This window comes from Parabacteroides sp. AM08-6 (assembly GCF_003473295.1).
In the GTDB taxonomy this organism is placed as follows: domain Bacteria; phylum Bacteroidota; class Bacteroidia; order Bacteroidales; family Tannerellaceae; genus Parabacteroides.
Genome location: NZ_QRMP01000008.1, coordinates 100873 through 124832 on the forward strand (window position 1 = coordinate 100873; position 23960 = coordinate 124832).

Sequence of the window (23960 nt, forward strand, 5' to 3'; positions counted from 1 at the left end):
TATACAATACTGCAAAGATAACAGAAGTATTGATATTTTTCAATTAATAATAATTTTCTGTTCAGCGTTAGTCGACAATTTAGCTGTACGTACTTTCACACGCCCCTGCCGGTCGGCTGCATCATAATACCACCCTTCGTTACCCGTTTCAAATTCGGTTGCCGAAAGGGCAGGCAATGATTTACCATTCACTGTCACATTTGCCGGAGCTTTCAGATAACGTGTATCTAAAAGATAGGAACGTTCCTGATAACGGCCTTTAAAATCCCCTTTTGCTTTCGCGATATTAACAGTCACCGTCCCGGTTTGCCCTTCGGGTGCAGAAACTGAAATCAACGTTTCGGCAAATTCACCTTTTTCATAATCACGTGTCAAACAGTCGTCTTCATACAAATTAAAGGAGGTATTGCCGGAAGGATAAAGGTCGAGTGTCAGAACATCTGTCGGCTTCTCTCCCACATAGTTCATATCCGGATACATCGGGATAATTGCCCCTTGACGGATAAATACAGGACAAATATCCAATGCGGCATTATACTTATCCAGCCACTTACCGCCTTCATATTTCTCACCGGTCCAATAATCGTACCATTCACCTTCCGGAAAATAAATCTTATCACGTACATTGCGATGTGTATATACGGGAGCTACCAGCATCCATTCGCCACTCATAAACTGATATTGTGTCGTCGTATCACGGGTTACAGGGTCGTCCGGAAATTCCAAAACCATTGCACGGGCCATCGGGACGCCTGTGGTATGTGCTTCATGGCAATAGGTATAACCGTAAGGGTTCAGGCGCATTTTCAATTTCAAGTAATTACGGCTGATATCCGTATAAGGATGCCCGTACACCCAAGGTTGACGGTCGGTATCGGCCCAGCCGCTCATTGTCATAAAAATAGGAGTAAATACTTTCCATTGCAAGTCGCGTATATACGTTCTTGGCGAACCGCCGAAAATACCGTCCACATCACTCGTTGCCGCATTCATAGCCGAAAGTCCCGCACCAGTGACAGTCGGGATATGATAACGGATATAATCCCAGTTACTATACTGGTCGCCACTCCACACTGTAGAATAACGCTGTGTTCCGGCCCATCCGCAGACAGACCATACGAAACCACGTTCATTTGTATTATTCTGAATACCTTCAAAAGCTGATTTACAACCGTTCAAGGCAAACTCATACCCTTCGCCTACCCAAGCAACATCCAGTTTACAGAGACGAGTACCGCAAGTTCCCACTTCATAGGCTATTTTGTCAACTCCGTTTTCCGTCCATAGCCCGGTATAGAAACCACGTTTATGCAATTCCATAACCACAGAATCAAGCTTCACATACCCGCAACCATACCCATCGTTAGGTAAAATCCAACCACGCGGCATATCATATTCCACATATTTATCGGCTATCTGGCTGATTACATCCGGGGTCGTTTGCGTCCATCCTGTACGCTGTTCGCCTTTGTTATAGCAATCGGCATCCCCCATCGTCAGCATCCACATGGCCGGCATAAAAGGTTTTCCTGTTATGTCGGTATAATCATTCAAAATGTTTTTCAAAGAAGGACCAAAGAAATAAAAAGCATCGAAACGGTTTTCGTCATGCGTCAACCGACTGGTATAAGCCAACATCTTAAATCCGTCATCATACACTTTGTCGGAAATACCCGAACCGTTGAACGAATATTGTCCCGGTGCAAAAGTATTACGGAACACCCCGTATCCCTTAGTCGACATATAGAAAGGAGCCGGATTGGAAGCTTGGTCTTCATCCCATCCTGTGACTGCAATATCCAGCGTCTTACCTTTATGCGAGAAATTCCCCTGTTGCATACCGCAACCATAAAACTCCTCATCTGCACTACGACGTAGCGTCTGGCTCGTTTTCAGACCAAAAGCAATCGGTTCGGCTTCTTCAAATAAGGCCGATTTATTATTTTTATCGTACATGGCAAAACGAATCGGATTTTTATAGACACGTACCACACATTGCGGGGTCGCAAATTTGTAATAGTCCCCTGCATTACTCATTGATACATGCGGACTCTTTACTCCATAATCCACCACAATCGAGTTTGCCGCCGGATTCGTATATTCTCCGTCCGGAGCCAGCCAAATGCGGAAAATATCATCCCGGTAAAACATTAGTTTCACTTTGGCATAGCCGGATACAAACTCATACTCCGTATTACTTATCTTGTTGAATTTCGTCAAATTACCGAGATTCATCTTAGCCGCATACAGGCTGGTATTCAATGTATTATTGCCTGCTCGCTGATCTTTCGGGTATTGAATGGCAAATTCAATTTTATAAGACCCCATTTGGGTAAGGTCCGTAGCAGGGAAAACCACTTCGTATTCCTCTTGCTTCCCGATAGGCTGTGCAGAAGCTTTCACTTCAGCCGTCAGCTTCTGCCCGTTGTTCAGAGCGGCAGTCACGGAAAAATCCTCCTCCACGGATTTCGCACCTACATTTTTCAGTTTCACCTTCAGCACTTCCTCCTTTGTGAAAGTATTGCCCGCCTCCGGATGAGATGTGATATTCTCTAAAGCCAAGTCGTAATCGTAAGGCTGCGTCAGCTCAATATCGTCTACCATCCAGTACCAAGAGAAAATATCACGCCAGAAGAAGCGCAAATAGACATTTTTCTGGTTTGCAGCCACATTACTGATATTGATTTCTTCATTAACAGGAGCATGCAATAAGGTTGCCGCCGGAATTTTATCCACGACATTATATTCGGTCCAATTTGTCCCGTCGGTACTGACACCAACCCAAAGACCGGCCCGTTTGCCGGTAAACCAATTGTTCCAACGGAAAAGATGTTGGAATTTCAATATCACATCATTTTTACCGGAACAATCAATCGCACTTGTCTGGAAATACCCATTCGGATATTCGCCAAGCTGGTTCCATTTGGTCACCTCCTCGCCGGTTGCGACACCCGGACGGAACTGCATATGAAAGCCACGGCTTGTAGAAGCAATAGGGGGAGCCTGTTGGTCAAACTGGAAAGAACCCGGATAGGGCTGGTCCGTAACCATCCATTTACACTTGCCGGACTTTGAAGAGTCGGCAACAATCCACCCGTCAGGTAATTTTCCCGAAGAAAAATCCTCTTTCCAGAAACTCTGTTGTTGAGCGGATAATGTCATTGCAAAACTTGCAAATAATGCTGAGAGTAATAATGTTTTCATTTATCAGTATTCAGTTTGTTGACGTTAGTAATTATATACAAATGTACGTTTTTTGACGAAAATAGCAAATATAATCCAATTAAAAATCAGAAATCATTACACCAACAATCAAAGAGGCTTCAAATGCGACTCATCCAGGATTCGACGGATTCCCCGGCATGCTGTCCCCAGTGCCACCGTAGTGGCACTGCAATGCCATGCCGATGGCACTAGAGTGCCACTACGGTGGCATTATCGACAAGTCGTAATACTTATTTACCTCGTATACGACATAAATGACAAAAATAACAAACCCTTTATTTTACTTACGCTCCGGCATAAATCAAGAACCCCAATCCTATCACAAACAAAACAAACATCCCCATATTCAAATAATCCGACGATTTGGGTGCTCCTTTAAACTCATGCCAGATAAGGATACCCCATAAAGCAGAAACCAAAGTAGCCCCCTGCCCCAATCCATAAGAAATAGCTGCCCCGGCCTTTTCGGAGGCAATCATACTGAATGACTGGCCGACACACCAGATAACACCACCCAATACCCCTACCAAATGGGTATTCATATTCCCTTTGAAATAACCGGAAACAGAGACAGGTTCCCCTTCCACCGGCCGTTTCATTGCAATGGTATTAAACAAAAAATTGCTGACAAAAACACCTAATGCAAAAATAAACACTGCCGTATACGGCGTCAATTTACCAGATGCCGGCTCTACGAAATTATTCAAATCCATCGATGCCGCCACAAAACGATAGAAAAAGGCCATAATAACACCCGCTGCAACCGAAATGAAAATACCCTTGCCGGAAACCTTTTTCGACCCCACCAATGCCTTTTTATAAGCCAACCCGTTCAGTAATATTGCGACCGTAATCAAAGCTACTCCTATAAAAATATACAACGGTTCTCCTTTTGCCGAACCGAAATAATTAACCAACACTCCTAATACCAGCGCCAGCCCTATCCCTACCGGAAAAGCCACAGACATACCACAGATGGCTATAGCCGCCGACAATAGTATATTAGCCGCATTGAAAATAATTCCTCCTAAAAAGGCGCTCCCCAAATTTATTCCGTCCGCTTGTGCCAGATTAGACAAAAAGCTTTCTCCTTCTTGCCCGAAACTACCCAGCGTAAATGCGGAAACAACAGAAAACAGCAGTACACCAATTACATAATCCCAATAAAAAAATTCGTATCTCCATGTTTTGGACGCCAGCTTTTGCGTGTTTCCCCACGACCCCCAACAAAGCATCGTAATGACGCAAAATACGATTGCCAACGAATAATTCTGTACTATAAACATAATCTTTACTATTTATTGATGAACAGTTTGTAAAGGTGCATCCGAATAAATCAATGCATCATTAAAGTGAACGGAAGCACCCGGAACCGGGTTCAACCATTTGAAAGTGAAAATATGTTTTCCTTTAGGGAGCTGATATTTCCAGAATAAATCATTCCGACGTGTACGGAACGCGGCAGGCAGATTGGCAGTTTCCGCCAACTCACCATCCATATACATCTCGACACGGGCTACGTAGTTCCCATCATCGGCACGCACATATCCTTTAAAGACAATGCCTGTACCCTCCCATGCCACTTCTCCGACCTCCGCAATCTCCCGGTTTACACCAAGACGACCCACGGGATACAGGCCATCAAAGGCTTTTTCATAACGAACAGGAACCGGCTGCTGGCAAGCAATCGTTATCTCCTTTTCGCCCACTTCTCCTCCATTGCGTTCTATCATTTGCAAAGCTTGGTTAAAACTCATCTGATAAGTCCGGTTCAGGGAAATATTCGTATAGGCAAAATTCATATCTTCTACCTCCTTCAGGTTTTTCAACCAATAATCCGGTATCTTGCTATACCCGATTATCGCTCCCAAAATACCGGCGGCAGAAGCGGGATTGCAATCAGAATCTTGTCCGCAACGAGTTGCAATATCCATCGTTTTATAAAAGTCCCCTTCTCCATACAAAAGGCTAATCAGAATATAGGCACTGTTGATAACCGCATCGATATTGAACGGAACAAATACACCATCCGGGCATCCGATATCCTCACTCCATTTCTTTTCACATTCAAACCAAGTACGTTTCCAGTCGTCGGGATACTCTTGATGCCAACGAATAACGTCGCTCATGCACTGGTAATACCGGCTTTGCCGGGGGATTGTTTTCAATGCTTCGGTTACGATAAATTCAATATCGTCCGAAACAAATGCCAGCGAATACATCGCCCCGACATAGACACCTCCGTACCAGCCGTCGCCATAATTCATGATATGCCCGATTTTATCAGATATTTCAGAGGCCGTATTCGGCATTCCCGGCGACATCAAGCCGGAATAATCGGCTTCAATCTGGTAATCGAGATCGTCGGCATGCGGATTATTCAACCAATTGCCGGATTCCGGCGGCATGATACCTTGCAAAATATTATAACGTGCAGACTGGTTTGCATGCCAAAGCATATATCCGGCATTAGCAAAAGCCATCGCGAACGAGTCGACCGGAGCATCCAAACCTAAACGGTCGAAAACATCGACAAAAGTCAAATCCATGTACACGTCATCGTACAAACCGGGTGAATTTTCATACCACCATTTGATATACCCATCCGGCCAAGGGATAGTGACATACTCCTGAATCATCGTTCCGTTATAACGAAATTCCGTAGGCCCGCCGTAAGTACAACCGATAGTCTGGCCGGCCCATCCTCCTTTTATCTTATCCAATAATTTTTCACGGCTGATAGTAAATTTATCAGGAAGCTTATCCATAACAGGTTGTTGCGAACAGGAGAGCATTCCCAATGACAAAGCAATCATTCCGATTTGTAAGATTGTGTTTTTCATAATAACCATATCTATTTATAATTAACCAAATATATCTACTTCACTCCGATAAGGAGCAGACGATTGCGCTCCGGCACGTGTCACGGAAATAGCCGAAGCTTTACAAGCAAAACGCACTGCCTCTGTCAGGCTTCTGCCTTCTGCCAACGCCACGGTCAATGCACCGTTAAAAACATCTCCTGCCGCTGTCGTATCCACAGCCTCCACCTTCAGGGCCGGAACAAAATCTACATTTCCTTCACAATAAGCCAAAGCCCCCTTCGAGCCGAGCGTAATAATAACATTCTGTACCCCCATTTCCGATAAGACACGAGCAGCTTCAACAGCCGAAACTTCGTCTGTTATTTTCACACCGGAAATCATTTCTGCCTCCGTTTCATTCGGAGTAATCAAATACAGCTTTTTCAGCAATCCGGCAGAAAGAGGATGTGCGGGAGCCGGATTGAGAATGACTTTCTTTCCAAGACAAGCCCCTTTCCCGACTACATATTCCACTGTCTCCATTGGAATTTCGAGCTGCATCAATATCAGGTCCGCATGCTTGATGGCCTCTTCTACTTTTGCCAAATCAACCGGCAAAAGATTTGCATTAGCTCCGGAAGCTACGACAATACAATTTTCTGCCTGCTCGTCCACTGTAATCAAAGCCACACCGGAAGGATGTTCGGAATCGGAAAAGATATAAGACGTATTTATTCCTTCTTCCTCAAAAAGTTGTTGGGATTGATGTCCGAAAATATCACTGCCGGTCTTACAGATAAACGTCACCGGTGCACCCAGCCGTGCGGCTGCTACAGCCTGATTGGCCCCTTTTCCGCCCGGGTTCATAAAAAATGTTCCTCCCAAAATCGTCTCTCCGGGACGGGGAAGATGCCGGGCTTTTATCACCATATCGGTATTGGTACTACCGACAACCAGAATTTTCCGTCTGACTAATTGTGTCGTATCCATGTCTATGCCTAATTAAAAGATTACAATGAAGCGGTACAAATATATCCTTATATTTTTGCTCTTTTTATATATAATTCCTTTGTAAAGATAAACCCAAATCTTACTTTTGTTTTATCAAAATATAACATACAACTAAATATCAAGATATTATGTTCATGAAAAACACCACTTTATCCAATCAGCTATATCTTCTCATCCAATCACTTTCGAAAGCCGAAAAACGTTATTTCCGTCTATACAGCAATCTGCAAAGCGGTGAAAAAAACTACCTGATTCTTTTCGATTTTATAAATGATGGTGTACCGGCCGATAAACTCTATACTCTTTATAGCCAGACACAAGAGGCAAAAAGTTTCGAGATGGCGTCCAAACATCTGTATCGTACAATCATGAATTGCCTTATTAATCTACGAGAAAAGCAGGATATTCAAACATCTATCTTCAATTATATCACCAAAGCAGCGATTTTGTTTGAACGGGAATTGTTCGATGCGGCATTCACAGAACTGGAAAAAGCTGAAAAATTGGCTGTCACCTATGAAAACGATGCGCTTTTACTGCTTATCCGGCGTACGGAACTTAAATACTTGAGTTCACTCAACTTCGAAGGAATCAGTGAACGGGAATTAGTCGGCAAACAAATGGAGATAAACGATGTAATGAAATATTCCCGAAATATAAATCTACACCTACAATTGTACGATATACTGAAACACCGGGTTATTTACAAAGGATATGCACGTTCCGACAAACAAAAAGAAGATTTGAACGACCTGATACTCAGTGAGCTTAATTTGATGGCAAATCACTCTTATCAGGGTTTTGAAGCAAAGAAACTACACTTGCTATTTCAGGCAACTTATTATTTAAATACAGGAAATTACAAATCTGCCATTCGTTTTTATCAGGAACTGATAGCCTTGTTCGAAACAAACAGGCATTTGATTTTAAATCCTCCTATTTATTATTTCAGCGCTGTAACAGGTATATTGGATAGTTTGCAAATTGCCGGACTATATCAGGAAATGCCTTTTTTCATCTCCAAATTAAAAGAGATAGTGAATTGTGACTATTCCTCCGAATTTATCCTGGAAGTGCAGGCACAGATTTATCTATACGAGCAGGCTTATTTGCTGAATACCGGACAATTCCCAGCCGCGCTTGCTCTTACCGAGAAATATGAAGAGAGTTTATTCAAAAAGATAACTTTACCCGACCTCGAAACGCAACTGAAATTACATCTCAACCAAGCCATTCTCTATCTTTGCTGTAACGAACCGCAAAAAGCACGTAAGAACATGAAAAAAATTTTCAGTTCTGGTAAACTTTTCTATGCACTTCCCTCCTACAAAACGGCTCGTCTAATTAATCTGCTTATACAAGCGGAATTAGGAAATTATGATTTCTTCGAGAATGAAATAAGTTCCATTAAACGCAACATCCGTTACGAAAAACAGACATACAGAACAGAAAAACTCTTATTCCGATTCGTTATGGCTTATCCGCTCCCGACTTTTCAAAAATCACGAGAAAAGCTATGGCGGACATACCAAAAACAAATTCAGGATATCCGCCATGATAAATATGAAAAGCAATTGCTTAAAACCTTCGATATACTTGCTTGGATTGAAAGTAAACTGACGGGAACCAGTCTCGCCGAAATTCTGGTACAAAACCTATAATTTCATTTCAATTTGCAATCCTTAATACGATAGACAGAAAAACTCTGTGGTTTCAAAGTAATTTCAGTTATCGGAGCTTCTATTTCTATCTCTGATGAAACCGGAACAATTACAGAAGGATTACTGAGCGTATTTTTAGCTTCCAGCTCTGAAGAGTGCAACAAAGTAAGCGTACCTTTGTGCTTCCCTGAAGAGAGACCATTCAAATTCAATTTTATTCTTTTATACTGTATACCAATATTTGCAATCTTTATAATAAGTTCGTTGGTATTTTTATCGAAAGCTGCTGTAGCATACAAATCATTCTGTCCGGCGACAGGCTCGTTTTCCATTGTCAGAGATAGTACATTTGTTCCAACATTATGGGCATATAACTGCTGCACATAATAATTCGGAGTCTTAACCAACGATAAATTATCAAACCAAATCAAATCCGGGCGCCATTGCCAAGCATCCACATGAGCAAAAAGCGGAGCATACGTACAAAGATGTACAACATCAGCATTTCGTTCCAATCCAGTCATAAAAGCAGCTTCACAAAGAGCTGTGAGAAAACTGTTTTCACGATTTGCCGGATGGCAGGCATATTCGCCGGCAAAAACTTTCGGTCCCTGACGGTCATACGAATCATAACGCTTGGCTCCTGCTAAGAACCATTCCGGAGAACGGTAAAAATGTTCGTCTACTAAATCGACTTTCAGGCGTTTCATTTCCGGCCAGAGATAATCAAAGTCTGCTCCTTCCGACTGTGGACCGGAACTACCGATAATACGGATTTCAGGATACTGGGCGCGGATAGCCTTTACAAACAATTCGAGCCGCTCGGTATAAAGGGAACCCCACTGTTCATTCCCGATAGCAATAAGCTTTAAATTGAATGGTTCCGGATGCCCCATTTCAGAACGTATTTTACCCCATTTACTGGAAACAGGCCCATTTGCAAATTCTATCAGGTCGAGTGCGTCATCTATATAAGGTTGCAATTTATCAACCGGACAGTTTTCATTCGGGTCGTGATTTTCATATTGACAGGATAAACCGCAATTCAACACAGGAAGAGGTTCGGCTCCTATATCTTCACTCAACTGAAAGTATTCAAAAAAACCCAGACCATAGGATTGGTAGTAATCCGGAAATTTTTTATAGGCAAAAGTAAAATTCCAACGATTGATATTAGTCGGACGGTTTTCCACCGGACCAACTGTATTTTTCCACTGATAACGAGTAGCTTTATTGTTTCCTTCCACAATACAACCGCCGGGGAAACGAAAAACGCCAGGTTTCAAATCCTTCAAAGCTTGGGCAAGGTCAACACGCATTCCATTCGGACGATTATTAAATGTTTTCTGGGGGAAAAGAGAAATATGTTCCAAATCCACAGTTCCTTTATCTATCATCGTAATACGAAAACGGGAATGAGCTTCAGTCTCTCCCGGAGTCAAGGTGACATTATATTTTTTCCAATTCTTGCCATCAATTGTTATCTCTTTAGTTTCGAACAAATCGTTCGCATGATTTACAAGATTAATACGTAATTTAATTGGTCCGTCAGAAACCGTACGAGCATATAAGGAAAGTTCATACTTTTCCCCCGCCTGAATACCAATCCCCTTAAATCCTTCATTATCCAGCCCGCTTCCGGTCAATTCCTTATTATAAGATACGCGAGCATAGTGAGGGTTACGGTCAAAACACGGATTTTTTGTTTGAATAGTCACATTACCAAAAGGAGTCCATCCAATAAAAGGATTATCAAATTCAAAAGAGCGGTTCTTTATTAATTCCGCATATAATCCCCCATCGGCTCCAAAATTTATATCTTCAAAAAAGATGCCGTACATTGTCGATTGAATAGGCGAACCTACTTTTTGCATATCCACTTTAAACTCACTGACCGGATTTACCGTTTGTGCCACTAACCCGGCAACTCCCATAGTAAAGAGACACAGGGAGATGGCTTTTCTCATACTTCTCATCATACTTCGTGTTTTTCTGTAATTATAATGATTATTTAGTTGCAAATGTACACTAATTATTTTGATTCAAAAAAGACAAATCGCATATTTTGATAGATAAAAAGTCGTTTTATGCTTTAAAACATCTTTAAACAAGTTCACGAATACAAAGAAGAAACTAATTTTACACACAATTTTGAAACTATATTTACATGAAGAACAAAATTACGCTGTCTGGCTTGCAGTTAGCTAATTTCAGCAAGCAAATAGACGGAAAAGAAACGACGCTATGCGTCCTTTCCAATAAAAAAGGAGCAGAACTTACCATTACCAATTACGGTGCAAAAATCGTATCGCTTATGGTACCGGATCGGTCCGGAAAGTTAACCGATGTTGTGACAGGACACAATTCTATAGACGAATATTTAGTTTCCGAAGAGCCTTATTTCGGAGCTGTTTGTGGTCGTTACGGGAATCGTATAGCCGGTGGCAAATTCACATTAGACGGTGTCGTATATGATAAGTTAGCTATCAACAATGGTCCAAACAGTCTGCATGGAGGTCTGAAAGGCTTCAATTCCGTAGTTTGGGATGCCAAACAAACAGACGACCAGACCGTCGAGTTGAAATATACATCTGCCAATGGTGAAGAAGGTTTTCCCGGCAAACTGGATGTCACGGTAACTTATCATCTGGCCGATGATAATGAAGTAGTTATCATGTATCACGCTGTTACGGACAAACCGACCGTATTAAATTTGACAAATCATTCTTATTTCAATTTGTCAGGTCAGGGTGACCCTTCCGTTTACGACCATGAATTAACTATCAATGCCGATTATTACCTGCCAACGGATGAAACGGCTATTCCTTATGGTCCGAAAGAAAAAGTAGAAGGAACTCCTATGGACTTCCGGACTCCCTTCAAAGTAGGAGACCGTATTGATGAGGATTTTGAAGCATTGAATTTTGGCAAAGGATATGATCACACGTACATATTAAATAAAGACATGGATAACGAGATGTCTTTCTGCGCCCGTTGCGAATCCCCCAAAACCGGTATTGTTATGGAAGTGTATACCACACAACCTGGCGTACAATTGTATACCGGAAACTGGATGACCGGCAATTTCATCGGGAAAAACGGACAACGTTACCCGGCCCGTGCCGCTCTCTGTCTGGAAACACAACATTATCCCGACAGTCCGAACAAACCGGAATATCCGTCAACAGTACTACGCCCGGGAGAAATATTCCAAAGTACGACTATTTTTAAATTCTCGGCAGAATAAATATAAAAACAACAGACCTACAATAATTAACAATCTAAATATTTAAAAAATGACACAACAGAACAAACAAAACTATTTGCTACCCATTATTATTATGGTGTTCTTGTTCGGTATGATTTCATTCGTTACCAACTTGGCAGCCCCTATGGGTAAAATCTTAACAACCCAATTTGATGTTTCCCCGGCAATGGGACTTTTGGGTAACTTGGCTAACTTTATCGCTTATGCTGTTATGGGTATCCCCGGCGGTATCATGCTTACAAGATTAGGATACAAGAAAACAGCCTTAATAGCAATTGCTATTGGTATCATCGGAGTTTTCATCCAGTATTTATCCGGTGGTCAAGAAAGTTTTGTGATATACCTCATCGGTGCTTTTGTAGCCGGATTTTCCATGTGCTTACTGAACATGGTTGTTAACCCCATGCTGAATACACTTGGTGGTGGAGGTAACAAAGGTAATCAGTTGATTCAGATTGGCGGTTCATTCAACTCTGTAATGGGTACACTGACTCCGATGTTGGTTGGTGTTTTAGTTGGTGAAATCACAAAATCAACAAGCATCACAGACGTTTACCCCGTACTCTATATAGCGATGGGCGTATTCGCGTTCGCATTTATCGTATTGTCGTTCTCGAAATTACCCGAACCTCATGCGGAAAAGACCAAAGAGCCATTATCTACACTGATGTTGGGGGCTTTGAAATTCCGTCACTTCGTATTGGGGGCTTTCGCTATCTTCGTTTACGTTGGTATTGAAGTAGGTACACCCGGTGTACTTGACCTTTGGTTGGTAAAAGAAATAGGTATCGCTCCTACTATCTCCGGATTTGTTTGCGGTACTTATTGGTTCTTGATGCTTATCGGACGTCTGGTCGGTGCTTCAATCGGTAATAAGGTGTCAAGTAAAATCATGTTGACGGTGACTTCGGCCGTTGGTGCTATCTTGGTAGCCCTTGCCATGATATTGCCTGTTTCGACTATGGTCAACGTACCGGTATTACAAACAGATGCAGTGGGTGCTTTAGGATTTGGTTTGGCCGAAGTTCCTATCAACGCTCTTCTTCTGTTACTTGTAGGTCTCTGTACCTCTATCATGTGGGGCGGTATTTTCAACTTGGCAGTAGAAGGATTGGGTAAATATTTGTCTGCAGCTTCCGGTATCTTCATGGTTCTCGTTTGCGGTGGTGGTATCTTACCTTGGATTCAAGGATTGATTGTATCTGCAGCTGGCTATCAGTTCTCATACATCGTTATCCTAATCAGCTTAATCTACCTGCTGTATTACGCTTTGATTGGTTGCAAGAACGTAAACAAGGATATTCCTGTAGAATAAAAAATAAGTGTAAAATTTATGATTGAAGAGATTATCTAACTATATTTGTAGTCGGATAATTTCTTCAATTGTTTTATTAACCATAAAAACATAATATCATGAGACAAAAAATCAGAAATAAATTTCAAGAGTTGTTTTCAACAGAAGGAAGTGTATATGCATCTCCCGGACGTATCAACCTGATTGGTGAACATACCGATTATAATGGTGGTTTCGTATTTCCAGGTGCAATAGATAAAGGTATGATTGCCGAAATCAAACCGAATGGTACCGGAAAAGTACGCGCTTTTTCCATTGATTTAAATGATTATGCTGAATTTGGCCTGAATGAAGAAGATGCTCCTAAGGCTAGTTGGGCAAGATATATTTTCGGTGTATGCCGTGAAATAATCAAACGTGGCGGGCAAATTTCCGGCTTCGACACTGTGTTTGCCGGTGACGTTCCCCTGGGAGCAGGTATGTCCTCTTCTGCCGCTCTGGAAAGTACATATGCTTTTGCTTTGAACGATTTATTCTCACTAAATATTGATAAGTTCGAACTGGCAAAAATCGGCCAGTCAACAGAGCACAACTATTGTGGTGTAAACTGCGGTATTATGGACCAATTTGCCTCTGTATTCGGAAAAGCAGGCAGTTTGATTCGACTGGATTGCCGTTCATTGGAATATAAATATTTCCCATTCCATCCGGAAGGTTACAAACTGGTATTGTTGGATTCTGTTGTTAAACACGAATTAGCATCATCCGCTTATAACAAACGCCGTATTTCCTGTGAAAACGTAGCGGCCGCTATCCGTCGTAATCATCCGGAAGTGGAATTCTTGCGTGACGCAACTATGGATATGCTGAATGAAGTCAAAGCCGATGTGAGTGCAGAAGATTATATGCGCGCAGAATATGTAATTGAAGAAGTACAGCGCGTATTAGATGTTTGCGAAGCCTTGGAAAAAGACGATTACGAAACTGTCGGCCAGAAAATGTATGAAACTCACCATGGCATGAGCAAGTTATACGAAGTAAGCTGTGAAGAGCTGGATTTTCTGAACGATGTTGCTAAAAAATGCGGTGTAACTGGCTCTCGAGTAATGGGAGGAGGTTTCGGTGGTTGTACTATTAATTTAGTAAAAGAAGATAAATACGATGCCTTCGTGAAAGAAGCATTTGAGTCTTATACAGCTAAATTTGGTCACGAACCTAAATTATATAATGTAGTAATCAGCGACGGTGCTCGTAAACTCGCATAATAAATAATTAATTCAATAAAATTCCATAGAAGATTATGACAGCTGCTTTTTATCAAGATGAAGTCAAATTTTACGTTTCCGTAGACTGTATTATATTAGGATTCAACAAAGGAGAACTTAACGTTTTACTTTACAAACGGAATTTTGAACCTTTAAAAGGGCAATGGTCATTAATGGGCGGTTTTATCAAATCCGGGGAAAGTGTAGACGAAGCGGCTTCACGTGTATTAACAGAATGCTCCGGCATCGATAATCTTTTTATGGAACAAGTAGGTGCATACGGAGATGTTACCCGCGACCTTGGGGAGCGGGTTATCTCCGTAGCATACTATTCATTGGTGAATATGAATGATTTCAGCGAAGAAATATTGAAAGAACACAATGCTGTATGGACTAAGATAAGTGAAGTTCCCCAGCTAATATTTGACCATAATCAAATGATAAAGGATACTTTGGTGCGTTTGCGCAGGAAAGCAGCAACACGTCCGGTCGGATTCAATCTACTTCCTGAAAAATTTACGCTTCCCCAATTGCAGAGTTTGTACGAAGCTATTTATCAAACACCTTTAGATAAACGGAATTTCCGTAAAAAACTAAATTCTATGGATATTTTGGAGAAATTGGATGAGAAAGACAAGAAAAGTTCAAAACGTGGAGCTTTTTATTATATGTTCAACAAAGAAAAATATGATCATTTTTTAGAACAAGGGTTCTACTTTTCTCTCTAACAATTTCTTTTTCTTGAAAATTCAGCAAGCTATGTTGTAGAACATAGCTTTTTTTTTACACCCGCTACGTAAAGGTGTTAATTTTACACCCGAGTAGAATAAGTATAGAAAATGACACTTATTATCACTTACTACACTTATCTCCGACAAACACATACAAGCCACAAATAACAATATATAGTATGGTTGAAAATTTAAAAGAAAAAGTCTTCAATGCCAATCTGGACTTGGTGAAACATGGTTTGGTTATTTTTACCTGGGGAAACGTGAGTGCAATAGACCGTGAAAAAGGTCTGGTTGTAATTAAACCTTCAGGTGTTTCGTACGAAACCATGAAAGCAAACGACATGGTCGTGCTGGACCTACAAGGAAATATTATAGAAGGAAAATTGAAACCTTCATCCGACACTCCGACTCATCTGGTTTTATATAAAGCATTTCCTGAAATCGGTGGAATCGTGCATACTCATTCAACTTATGCAACTTCATGGGCACAAGCAGGATGTGATATTCCGAATATCGGGACAACACATGCTGACTATTTCAGTGATGCCATTCCCTGCACGCGTCAAATGACACAAGAAGAGGTGGAAGGTGATTACGAAAAGGAAACCGGCAATGTGATTGTAAAGCGTTTTGAAAAACTGAATCCGACACATATCCCCGGCGTACTAGTAAAAAATCATGGACCATTTGCCTGGGGAAAAGATGCAGCAGAAGCCGTATATAATGCCGTTGTAATGGAACAAGTTGCAAAAATGGCTTATATCTCTTATAGCATCAATCCACAGTTAACAATGAACAATCATCTGATTACTAAGCATTTCGAACGTAAACATGGTCCTAATGCTTATTACGGACAAAAATAACAAAAATAAATTATACAACAAAAATCATAAGACCATGACAAATTTTAAAGACTTTGAAGTATGGTTCGTAACAGGAGCACAGCTTCTGTACGGAGGAGATGCAGTAGTACAAGTAGATGCCCATTCAAATGAAATCGTAAAGGGATTGAACGAATCCGGGAATCTACCGGTTAAGGTCATTTACAAAGGCACGGTAAATTCAGCCAAAGAAGTTACTGCTGCTTTAAAAGCAGCCAACAATGACACAAAATGTATTGGTGTCATCACTTGGATGCATACTTTTTCACCTGCAAAAATGTGGATTCACGGTTTACAAGAATTGAGAAAGCCATTATTACACTTCCACACACAATTCAATAAGGAAATTCCTTGGGAAACCATGGATATGGATTTTATGAACCTGAACCAGTCTGCTCACGGAGACCGTGAATTTGGTCATATGGTAAGTCGCATGCGCAAAAACAGGAAAGTTGTGGTTGGGCACTGGCAAGATGCAAAAGCACAAGCTAAAATCGCGATTTGGATGCGTGTAGCCGCAGCATGGGCTGACGCTCAAGATATGCTAATCATCCGTTTCGGCGATCAGATGAACAATGTTGCCGTAACAGATGGCGACAAAGTAGAAGCAGAACTGAAACTGGGTTATCACGTAGATTATTCTCCAATTGCCGAACTGGTTGCTGTACAAGATAAAGTGACGGATGCCGAAATTGCAGCTTTGGTTAAAACCTATGAAGCGACATACGATTTTGCCGATAATTGTAAAGAAGGTGGTAAAGACCGTAAACAAGTCATCGAGGCTGCGCGGGTAGAAATAGCACTTCGCCGCTTCTTGGAAGCAAAAGGAGCGAAAGCCTTTACAACCAATTTTGACGATTTAGCCGGTATCGACCAACTTCCAGGCTTGGCTTGTCAACGTTTGATGGCTGAAGGATATGGCTTTGGAGCTGAAGGCGACTGGAAAACAGCTGCTCTTTATCGTACAATGTGGTTCATGGGACAAGGAATGCCTAAAGGCTGCTCTTTCCTCGAAGATTACACATTAAATTTCGATGGTGAAAACAGTGCTATCTTACAAGCTCATATGCTAGAGGTTTGTCCGCTGATTGCAGAAAAAAAGCCACGTCTGGAAGTACATCCACTGGGTATCGGAGGCAAAAACGATCCGGCCCGTTTAGTATTTACATCCAAAGAAGGAACCGGAGTTGCTGCCACTGTTGTAGATATGGGTAACCGTTTTCGTATGATTGTTAACCAAGTGGATTGCATTAAAAGTAAAGCATTACCTAAATTACCTGTAGCCTCCGCTCTATGGATTCCACAGCCAAACTTTGAAATTGGTGCCGCAGCCTGGATTTTAGCGGGAGGAACACACCATACAAGTTTCTCTTACGATTTGACTGTTGAATATTTGGAAGATTATGCCGATATAGCTGGTATAGAACTGGTAATAATCGATAAAGAGACTACAATCCCCAGCTTAAAGAAAGAATTGAAATACAACGATTTGTATTATATGTTAAATCGTGCATTACAGTCTTAAGCCATGAGAAACGATAAATATGTAATTGGTTTGGATTACGGTAGCGATTCCTGTCGCGCTGTAATTGTTAATGCTGCTACTGGTGAAGAGATTGCTTCTGCTGTAAAATATTATCCCCGTTGGATGGAAGGGAAATATTGTAATCCGTTAAAAAATCAATATCGTCAGCATCCGCTCGATTATATGGAAAGTTTGGAAACAACGGTCAAAGAAGCATTAACTAAATGTCCTGTCGGAACAGCAGAAAAAGTTGTTGGCATGGCTTTTGATACAACAGGAAGTACCCCTGTCCTAACAGATAAATATGGAACTCCCCTCGCCCTCTTACCTGAATTCACAGAAAATCCTAATGCCATGTTCGTCCTATGGAAAGACCATACAGCTATTAAAGAAGCTGCAGAAATCAACGAACTAGCTAAACGCTGGGGTATCGATTACACAGCATATGAAGGTGGTATTTACTCTTCCGAATGGGTATGGGCTAAAATGGCACACATACTTCGCGAAGACGAACAAGTTAGTAAAGTAGCTTATTCATGGATTGAACATTGCGACTGGCTTCCGGCTTTAATCACAGGGAAAACAAAACCGGAAGAGGTCTGTCGCAGCCGTTGTTCCGCAGGCCATAAGGCTATGTGGTTGGAGAAATGGGGAGGATTACCGTCCGAAGAGTTTTTAACGACTCTCGAACCGAAGTTGACAGGTTTTCGCAGTCATTTATTCGAAAAAACATACACCAGCGATACTAAAGTTGGTACACTGACAAAAGAGTGGGCCGATAAATTAGGATTACCCCTTAATGTCTCCGTCGCAGTCGGTGCTTTCGATTGCCATATGGGTGCTGTAGGAGCTGAAATCACTCCTCGCACATTCGTACGTGTTATTGGAACATCCACTTGCGATATTATGGTATCCTCCTATGAAGAAATGGGTGACAAACTTGTTCCTGGTATTTGTGGACAGGTAGACGGTTCCGTTATTCCCGGTATGATAGGACTGGAAGCCGGACAATCCGGTTTCGGCGATATCTATGCGTGGTTTAAACGTGTACTGGTATGGCCGCTCGAAAATATTCTCTCCCGAAGCACGCTAATTGACAAAGAAACAAAAACTAAATTAATAGAAGAAACAGCAGATAAAATTATCCCTGTATTATCCGAAGAAGCAGCCAAAGTACCCGTCTGCGAAAGTACCATCTTAGCTGTCGACTGGATGAACGGACGCCGGACACCAGATGCCAACCAATTAGTAAAAGGAACGATTACAGGATTAAACCTGGCAAGTTCTGCTCCTTTGATTTTTCGCGCACTGGTTGAAGCTACAGCTTTTGGTTCGAAAGCGATTATAGATCGTTTTCTAGAAAATGGCATCAAAATTGAAAGTGTAATAGGTATTGGAGGTATCTCACTGAAATCTCCGTTCGTGATGCAGACTCTAGCAGATGTACTTAATATGCCGATAAAAGTAGCAAAAGCTGAACAAGCATGTGCTTTCGGAGCCTCTATGTTTGCAGCCGTTGCTGCCGGAATTTATACTAAAGTTGAAGAAGCACAGCAAGCTATGGGACAAGGTTTTGCCAAAGAATATCAGCCGAACCACGAAAATCACCAGACTTATCTTGCTCTCTATGAGAAATATCGGAAGCTAGGCAACTTTACGGAAAAGGAATTGTTCATTTGATATGGTGGTCTATACAAAGAGATTGCCTATATTTGCAAAAAAAACAAAAATAACTCATTAAAATGAACGATATTAAATTAATGAACAAAGCAGCGGACAATATTCGTATTTTGGCTGCATCTATGGTAGAAAAGGCAAAATCCGGTCATCCGGGAGGTGCAATGGGTGGTGCAGACTTTATAAACGTTTTGTTTTCAGAGTTTCTGGTATACGATCCCAAGAATCCGACTTGGGAAGGCAGGGACCGTTACTTCCAAGATCCGGGACACATGTCTCCGATGCTTTATTCAGTGCTCGCCCTCACTGGCAAGTTTACAATGGACGAACTGAAACAGTTTCGTCAGTGGGGTAGCGTTACTCCGGGGCATCCCGAAGTAAACGTGATGCGTGGCATCGAGAACACTTCTGGTCCATTGGGGCAAGGCCACACTTATGCTGTAGGTGCCGCTATTGCAGCCAAATTCCTGAAAGCACGTTTGGGGGATGTAATGAATCAGACCATTTACGCATATATTTCCGATGGTGGTATTCAGGAAGAAATCTCACAAGGCGCCGGACGAATTGCCGGTACTTTGGGACTGGACAACCTCATAATGTTCTACGACTCGAATAATATCCAGCTTTCTACTACCGTAGAAGAGGTCACAACCGAAAACGTGGCAATGAAATACGAAGCATGGGGTTGGAAAGTTATTAAAATCAACGGTAATGATGTAAAAGAAATTCGTCAGGCTCTAACTGAGGCAAAAGCTGAAAATAGCCGTCCTACCTTGATTATCGGGAATACAACAATGGGCAAAGGTGCAGTTGGACCCGATGAGAGCAGTTATGAAAATAAGGTTTCCACACATGGACAACCACTTTCTGCCGCTGGTGCATCCATCGCTGAGACAATTAAAAATTTAGGAGGAAATCCGGATAATCCATTCTGTTTTTTCCCTGAAGTTGTAGAATTGTATGCGAAACGCGCAAAAGAATTGGAAGTCATCGTTGCCGAACGTTATGCAGCAAAAGCTGCTTGGGCTAAAGCTAATCCGGAACTAGCTGCTAAAATGGAAAAATGGTTCTCAGGTACAGCTCCTATTATAGACTGGAAAGGAATAGAACAAAAGCCGAATCAAGCGACACGTGCTGCCTCAGCAACTGTTTTAGGCGTTTTAGCTACTCAAGTTGAAAATATGATTTGTGCTTCTGCAGACCTATCTAATTCGGACAAAACTGATGGTTTCCTTAAGAAAACACACTCTTTTGTAAAGAATGATTTCAGTGGTGCTTTTTTCCAAGCCGGCGTAGCAGAACTGACAATGGCCTGTATTTGTATCGGTATGTCATTACATGGAGGGGTTATTGTAGCTTGCGGAACATTCTTTGTATTCTCCGACTACATGAAACCAGCTATTCGAATGGCCACTTTAATGGAACAGCCTGTTAAGTTTATCTGGTCACACGATGCTTTCCGCGTAGGTGAAGACGGACCGACTCATGAACCGGTAGAACAAGAAGCTCAAATCCGCTTGATGGAGAAATTGAAGAACCATAAAGGACACAATTCGATGTTGGTTCTTCGACCTGCAGATGTCACAGAAACGACAATTGCATGGAAAATGGCTATGGAAAACACAGCTACTCCTACCGCATTAATTCTCTCCCGTCAAAATATAACCGACCTGCCAGCAAAGCTCAATCGCTACGACGAAGCAATGTTGGCTGAAAAAGGAGCCTACATTGTAGAAAGCGATACAAACCCTGACGTTATTCTGGTGGCTTCCGGTTCGGAAGTATCAACATTGGAAGAAGGAGCCACTATACTTCGTGCCGATGGTATCAAAGTTCGTGTCGTATCTGTTCCGTCTGAAGGGCTCTTCCGCAGCCAAAGTAAGGAATATCAAGAATCGGTTATCCCGACAGGAAGTAAGGTGTTCGGCCTCACGGCCGGTCTGCCTGTCAACTTGGAAGGCTTGGTTGGAGCCAACGGTAAAGTATGGGGACTTGAATCATTCGGTTTTTCTGCTCCTTACAAAGTATTGGACGAAAAATTAGGTTTTACCGGACAGAATGTTTACAAACAGGTTAAAGAATTATTAGCATAAGAAACTCAAGAAAAAGATGCAATTAGCTAACAGCTACAGCCGACAAGCCTCGTCTTAGTTCGTAGACAAAATGCATCTTTTTCTCCTCTAACAGATAAATAATGAAAACACTAGGTTTAAGTTGTGACCATGCAGGATTCGAACTCAAAGAATATGTTAAACAAATACTCGACTCAAAAGGGTTAACCTATAAAGACTTCGGAACCTGCTCAACAGAAAGTTGTGATTATCCAGATTATGCCCATCCATTAGCAAAAGCTATTGAAGCGGGTGAAATATATCCCGGAATAGCTATCTGTGGCTCCGGCAATGGAATAGCCATGACATTAAATAAACACCAAGGAATACGGGCTGCTTTATGCTGGCAAGAAGAAATCGCACGTCTCGCGCGTGCACACAATGATGCCAACGTACTCGTGATGCCCGGACGATTTATCAGTAAAGAGGAAGCCACTCACGCGGTCGAAGCCTTTCTGAACACTCCGTTCGAAGGCGGTCGACATCAACGAAGAATAGACAAAATCCCCTTGTAACTTCAAGGGGAAAATATCATGTAAAAACACTATTATGGCAACATTAGATTATATTGTAATAGGGCTATTCGCTATGGCTCTAATTGGGATTATCATATGGGTATTTAAACAAAAACAAAATAGTTCCGGTGACTATTTTCTTGCCGGCCGCGATGCAACTTGGCTCGCAATTGGAGCATCAATTTTTGCTTCAAATATTGGTTCAGAACATTTAATCGGTCTTGCCGGTGCCGGAGCTTCCAGTGGCATGGCAATGGCACATTGGGAAATCCAAGGCTGGATGATTCTGATACTGGGTTGGGTATTCGTTCCTTTCTATGAACGAAGCATGGTCCTGACTATGCCTGAATTTCTCGAAAAACGCTATAATAAAGAATCACGAACTATCCTTTCCATAATATCACTGGTCAGCTACGTATTGACAAAAGTAGCAGTCACAGTATATGCCGGAGGTCTGGTGTTTAAAGAAGTTTTCGGTATTCAAGAACTCTGGGGTATTGATTTCTTCTGGATTGCAGCTATCGGACTCGTTGTATTAACAGCACTATATACAGTTGTAGGTGGTATGAAATCCGTACTTTACACATCAGTCTTACAAACCCCTATCCTATTACTCGGTTCACTGGTGATTCTCGTTTTAGGGCTAAAAGCTGTCGGAGGATGGGAGCAAGTATTGGCTGCCTGTAGCATCACGCCGGCGAATGAATATGGTGACACAATGGTAAATTTAATACGCGATAACCGTGATCCTGATTTTCCATGGTTGGGAGCATTGATTGGTTCTTCCATCATTGGTTTCTGGTACTGGTGTACGGACCAATTTATCGTGCAGCGCGTATTGTCCGGTAAAAATGAAAAAGAAGCCCGCCGTGGTACAATTTTCGGAGCTTATCTGAAACTTACTCCAGTATTCTTATTTCTTATTCCCGGTATGATTGCTTTTGCCATGCAGAAAAACGGAATTATGATTAACGGTGTACCTTTTACAATGAATACAGCCGATGCGGCTTTCCCGTCGTTGGTAGCACAATTATTACCTGCCGGATTTAAAGGATTGGTTGTTTGCGGTATTTTAGCTGCCCTGATGAGTTCGCTCGCTTCACTGTTCAATTCTTCCGCTATGCTATTCACCATTGATTTTTATAAAAAGTATAAACCGCAGGCCAGTGAAAAAACATTACTTTATGTCGGGCGTATTGCAACAGTAGTTGTAGTTGTACTAGGCATTTTATGGATACCTGTGATGAAAAGTGTAGGTTCTGTTCTATACAACTATCTACAGGATGTACAGTCTGTATTGGCTCCGGGTATTGCTGCGGCTTTCCTATTAGGCATTCTTTCCAAAAGAACAACTCCACAGGGAGGAATGTGGGGATTAATTATCGGTTTCGTCATCGGTATTACTCGATTAGGTGCAAAAGTTTACTATACAACTGCAGGAATTGATGCCGGAAATAGTTGGTTCAAGTCTCTTTTCTTCGATACAAACTGGCTGTTTTTCTGCGGTGGTATGCTAGTTTTTTGTTTGGCAGCAATCGGTATCATCAGTATGTTTACAAAGGCTGCACCGGCTGAACAAATACAAGGTTTAACTTTCGGTTCTTCTACAGCCGAACAACGTGCTGCTACACGCGCAAGCTGGAACAAATGGGATGTTATCCATTCTTGTATTATTTTAGCGATTACAGTTGCTTTCTACATTTATTTCTGGTAACCACCTATTCCAGCTCGAAACTATAGCAAGAATAAAAAGAAGTCTTAGCACAAAAAAAGAAAACCTTTCGTTGTTTTTGCGAAAGGTTTTCTTTTTTGTGACCTCGGAGGGGCTCGAACCCTCGACCCAATGATTAAGAGTCATTTGCTCTACCAACTGAGCTACGAAGTCAATATTGCGATTAATCTCAAGTGACCTGGGAGGGGCTCGAACCCTCGACCCAATGATTAAGAGTCATTTGCTCTACCAACTGAGCTACCAAGTCATTCATGCAA

16 protein-coding genes and 2 tRNA genes are annotated in these 23960 nt (G+C 41.8%); 11 read left to right on the forward strand and 7 right to left on the reverse strand.

All coding sequences use genetic code 11. The features are described from left to right. Window positions 1-39 precede the first annotated feature (39 nt). From DW103_RS07900 to rbsK, 4 genes are all read right to left on the reverse strand, one after another. Window positions 40-3204 (reverse strand): TIM-barrel domain-containing protein, encoded by a 3165-nt coding sequence (locus tag DW103_RS07900; RefSeq protein WP_122275123.1) that lies wholly within the window; start codon window positions 3202-3204, stop codon window positions 40-42. A 305-nt stretch (window positions 3205-3509) separates the two neighbouring features. Then, window positions 3510-4511, reverse strand: a complete 1002-nt coding sequence (locus tag DW103_RS07905) for a GRP family sugar transporter (RefSeq protein ID WP_122275124.1) — start codon at window positions 4509-4511, stop codon at window positions 3510-3512. A 12-nt stretch (window positions 4512-4523) separates the two neighbouring features. Continuing rightward, the gene (locus DW103_RS07910; RefSeq protein ID WP_122275143.1) at window positions 4524-6068 is read right to left on the reverse strand and encodes an ADP-ribosylglycohydrolase family protein; all 1545 of its coding nucleotides are present in this window, start codon (window positions 6066-6068) and stop codon (window positions 4524-4526) included. Between the two features lie 21 nt (window positions 6069-6089). Further along, window positions 6090-7019 (reverse strand): ribokinase, encoded by a 930-nt coding sequence (rbsK, locus tag DW103_RS07915; protein ID WP_122275125.1) that lies wholly within the window; start codon window positions 7017-7019, stop codon window positions 6090-6092. 155 nt (window positions 7020-7174) lie between these two features. Here rbsK and DW103_RS07920 point away from each other — a divergent pair, with 155 nt between their 5' ends. Next, window positions 7175-8701 carry a hypothetical protein gene (locus DW103_RS07920; RefSeq protein WP_122275144.1) on the forward strand — a complete coding sequence of 509 codons (1527 nt, stop codon included), beginning with the start codon at window positions 7175-7177 and terminating at the stop codon, window positions 8699-8701. A 2-nt stretch (window positions 8702-8703) separates the two neighbouring features. On the opposite strand, the gene DW103_RS07925 is transcribed toward DW103_RS07920, so the two are convergent. Further along, complete coding sequence (locus DW103_RS07925; protein ID WP_122275126.1) at window positions 8704-10680, reverse strand: alpha-L-arabinofuranosidase C-terminal domain-containing protein; 1977 nt, start codon at window positions 10678-10680, stop codon at window positions 8704-8706. A gap of 188 nt (window positions 10681-10868) precedes the next feature. On the opposite strand from DW103_RS07925, the gene DW103_RS07930 reads away from it, so the two are divergent. The 10 genes from DW103_RS07930 (at window position 10869) to DW103_RS07975 (ending at window position 23685) form a co-directional block, all read left to right on the forward strand. Then, the gene (locus DW103_RS07930; RefSeq protein WP_122275127.1) at window positions 10869-11948 is read left to right on the forward strand and encodes an aldose epimerase family protein; all 1080 of its coding nucleotides are present in this window, start codon (window positions 10869-10871) and stop codon (window positions 11946-11948) included. Window positions 11949-11997: 49 nt separating this feature from the next. Next, window positions 11998-13284: an MFS transporter gene (locus tag DW103_RS07935; RefSeq protein ID WP_122275128.1), complete on the forward strand. Its 1287-nt coding sequence runs from the start codon at window positions 11998-12000 to the stop codon at window positions 13282-13284. Window positions 13285-13382: 98 nt separating this feature from the next. Beyond that, a complete protein-coding gene (galK, locus tag DW103_RS07940) occupies window positions 13383-14528 on the forward strand; it encodes a galactokinase (protein ID WP_370453468.1) in 1146 nt (381 codons plus the stop codon). Window positions 14529-14563: 35 nt separating this feature from the next. After that, a complete protein-coding gene (locus tag DW103_RS07945; protein ID WP_122275130.1) occupies window positions 14564-15256 on the forward strand; it encodes an NUDIX domain-containing protein in 693 nt (230 codons plus the stop codon). A 182-nt stretch (window positions 15257-15438) separates the two neighbouring features. Further along, window positions 15439-16125: an L-ribulose-5-phosphate 4-epimerase gene (gene araD / locus DW103_RS07950; RefSeq protein WP_122275131.1), complete on the forward strand. Its 687-nt coding sequence runs from the start codon at window positions 15439-15441 to the stop codon at window positions 16123-16125. 34 nt (window positions 16126-16159) lie between these two features. Beyond that, window positions 16160-17668 carry an L-arabinose isomerase gene (gene araA / locus DW103_RS07955; protein ID WP_122275145.1) on the forward strand — a complete coding sequence of 503 codons (1509 nt, stop codon included), beginning with the start codon at window positions 16160-16162 and terminating at the stop codon, window positions 17666-17668. A gap of 3 nt (window positions 17669-17671) precedes the next feature. Beyond that, window positions 17672-19348 carry a ribulokinase gene (locus DW103_RS07960; protein WP_122275132.1) on the forward strand — a complete coding sequence of 559 codons (1677 nt, stop codon included), beginning with the start codon at window positions 17672-17674 and terminating at the stop codon, window positions 19346-19348. Between the two features lie 62 nt (window positions 19349-19410). Continuing rightward, entirely contained in the window at window positions 19411-21438 is a 2028-nt protein-coding gene (locus tag DW103_RS07965; protein ID WP_122275133.1) for a transketolase, read from the forward strand. 101 nt (window positions 21439-21539) lie between these two features. Next, window positions 21540-21971, forward strand: coding sequence for a ribose 5-phosphate isomerase B (gene rpiB, locus DW103_RS07970; protein WP_122275134.1), 432 nt, complete (start codon window positions 21540-21542; stop codon window positions 21969-21971). 34 nt (window positions 21972-22005) lie between these two features. Beyond that, on the forward strand, window positions 22006-23685 hold the full coding sequence (locus DW103_RS07975) for a sodium:solute symporter (RefSeq protein ID WP_122275135.1): 1680 nt from the start codon (window positions 22006-22008) through the stop codon (window positions 23683-23685). Window positions 23686-23783: 98 nt separating this feature from the next. Here DW103_RS07975 and DW103_RS07980 read toward each other — a convergent pair. Then, window positions 23784-23856, reverse strand: a tRNA-Lys gene (locus tag DW103_RS07980). A 21-nt stretch (window positions 23857-23877) separates the two neighbouring features. Continuing rightward, a tRNA-Lys gene (locus tag DW103_RS07985) sits at window positions 23878-23950 on the reverse strand. Window positions 23951-23960 lie beyond the last annotated feature (10 nt).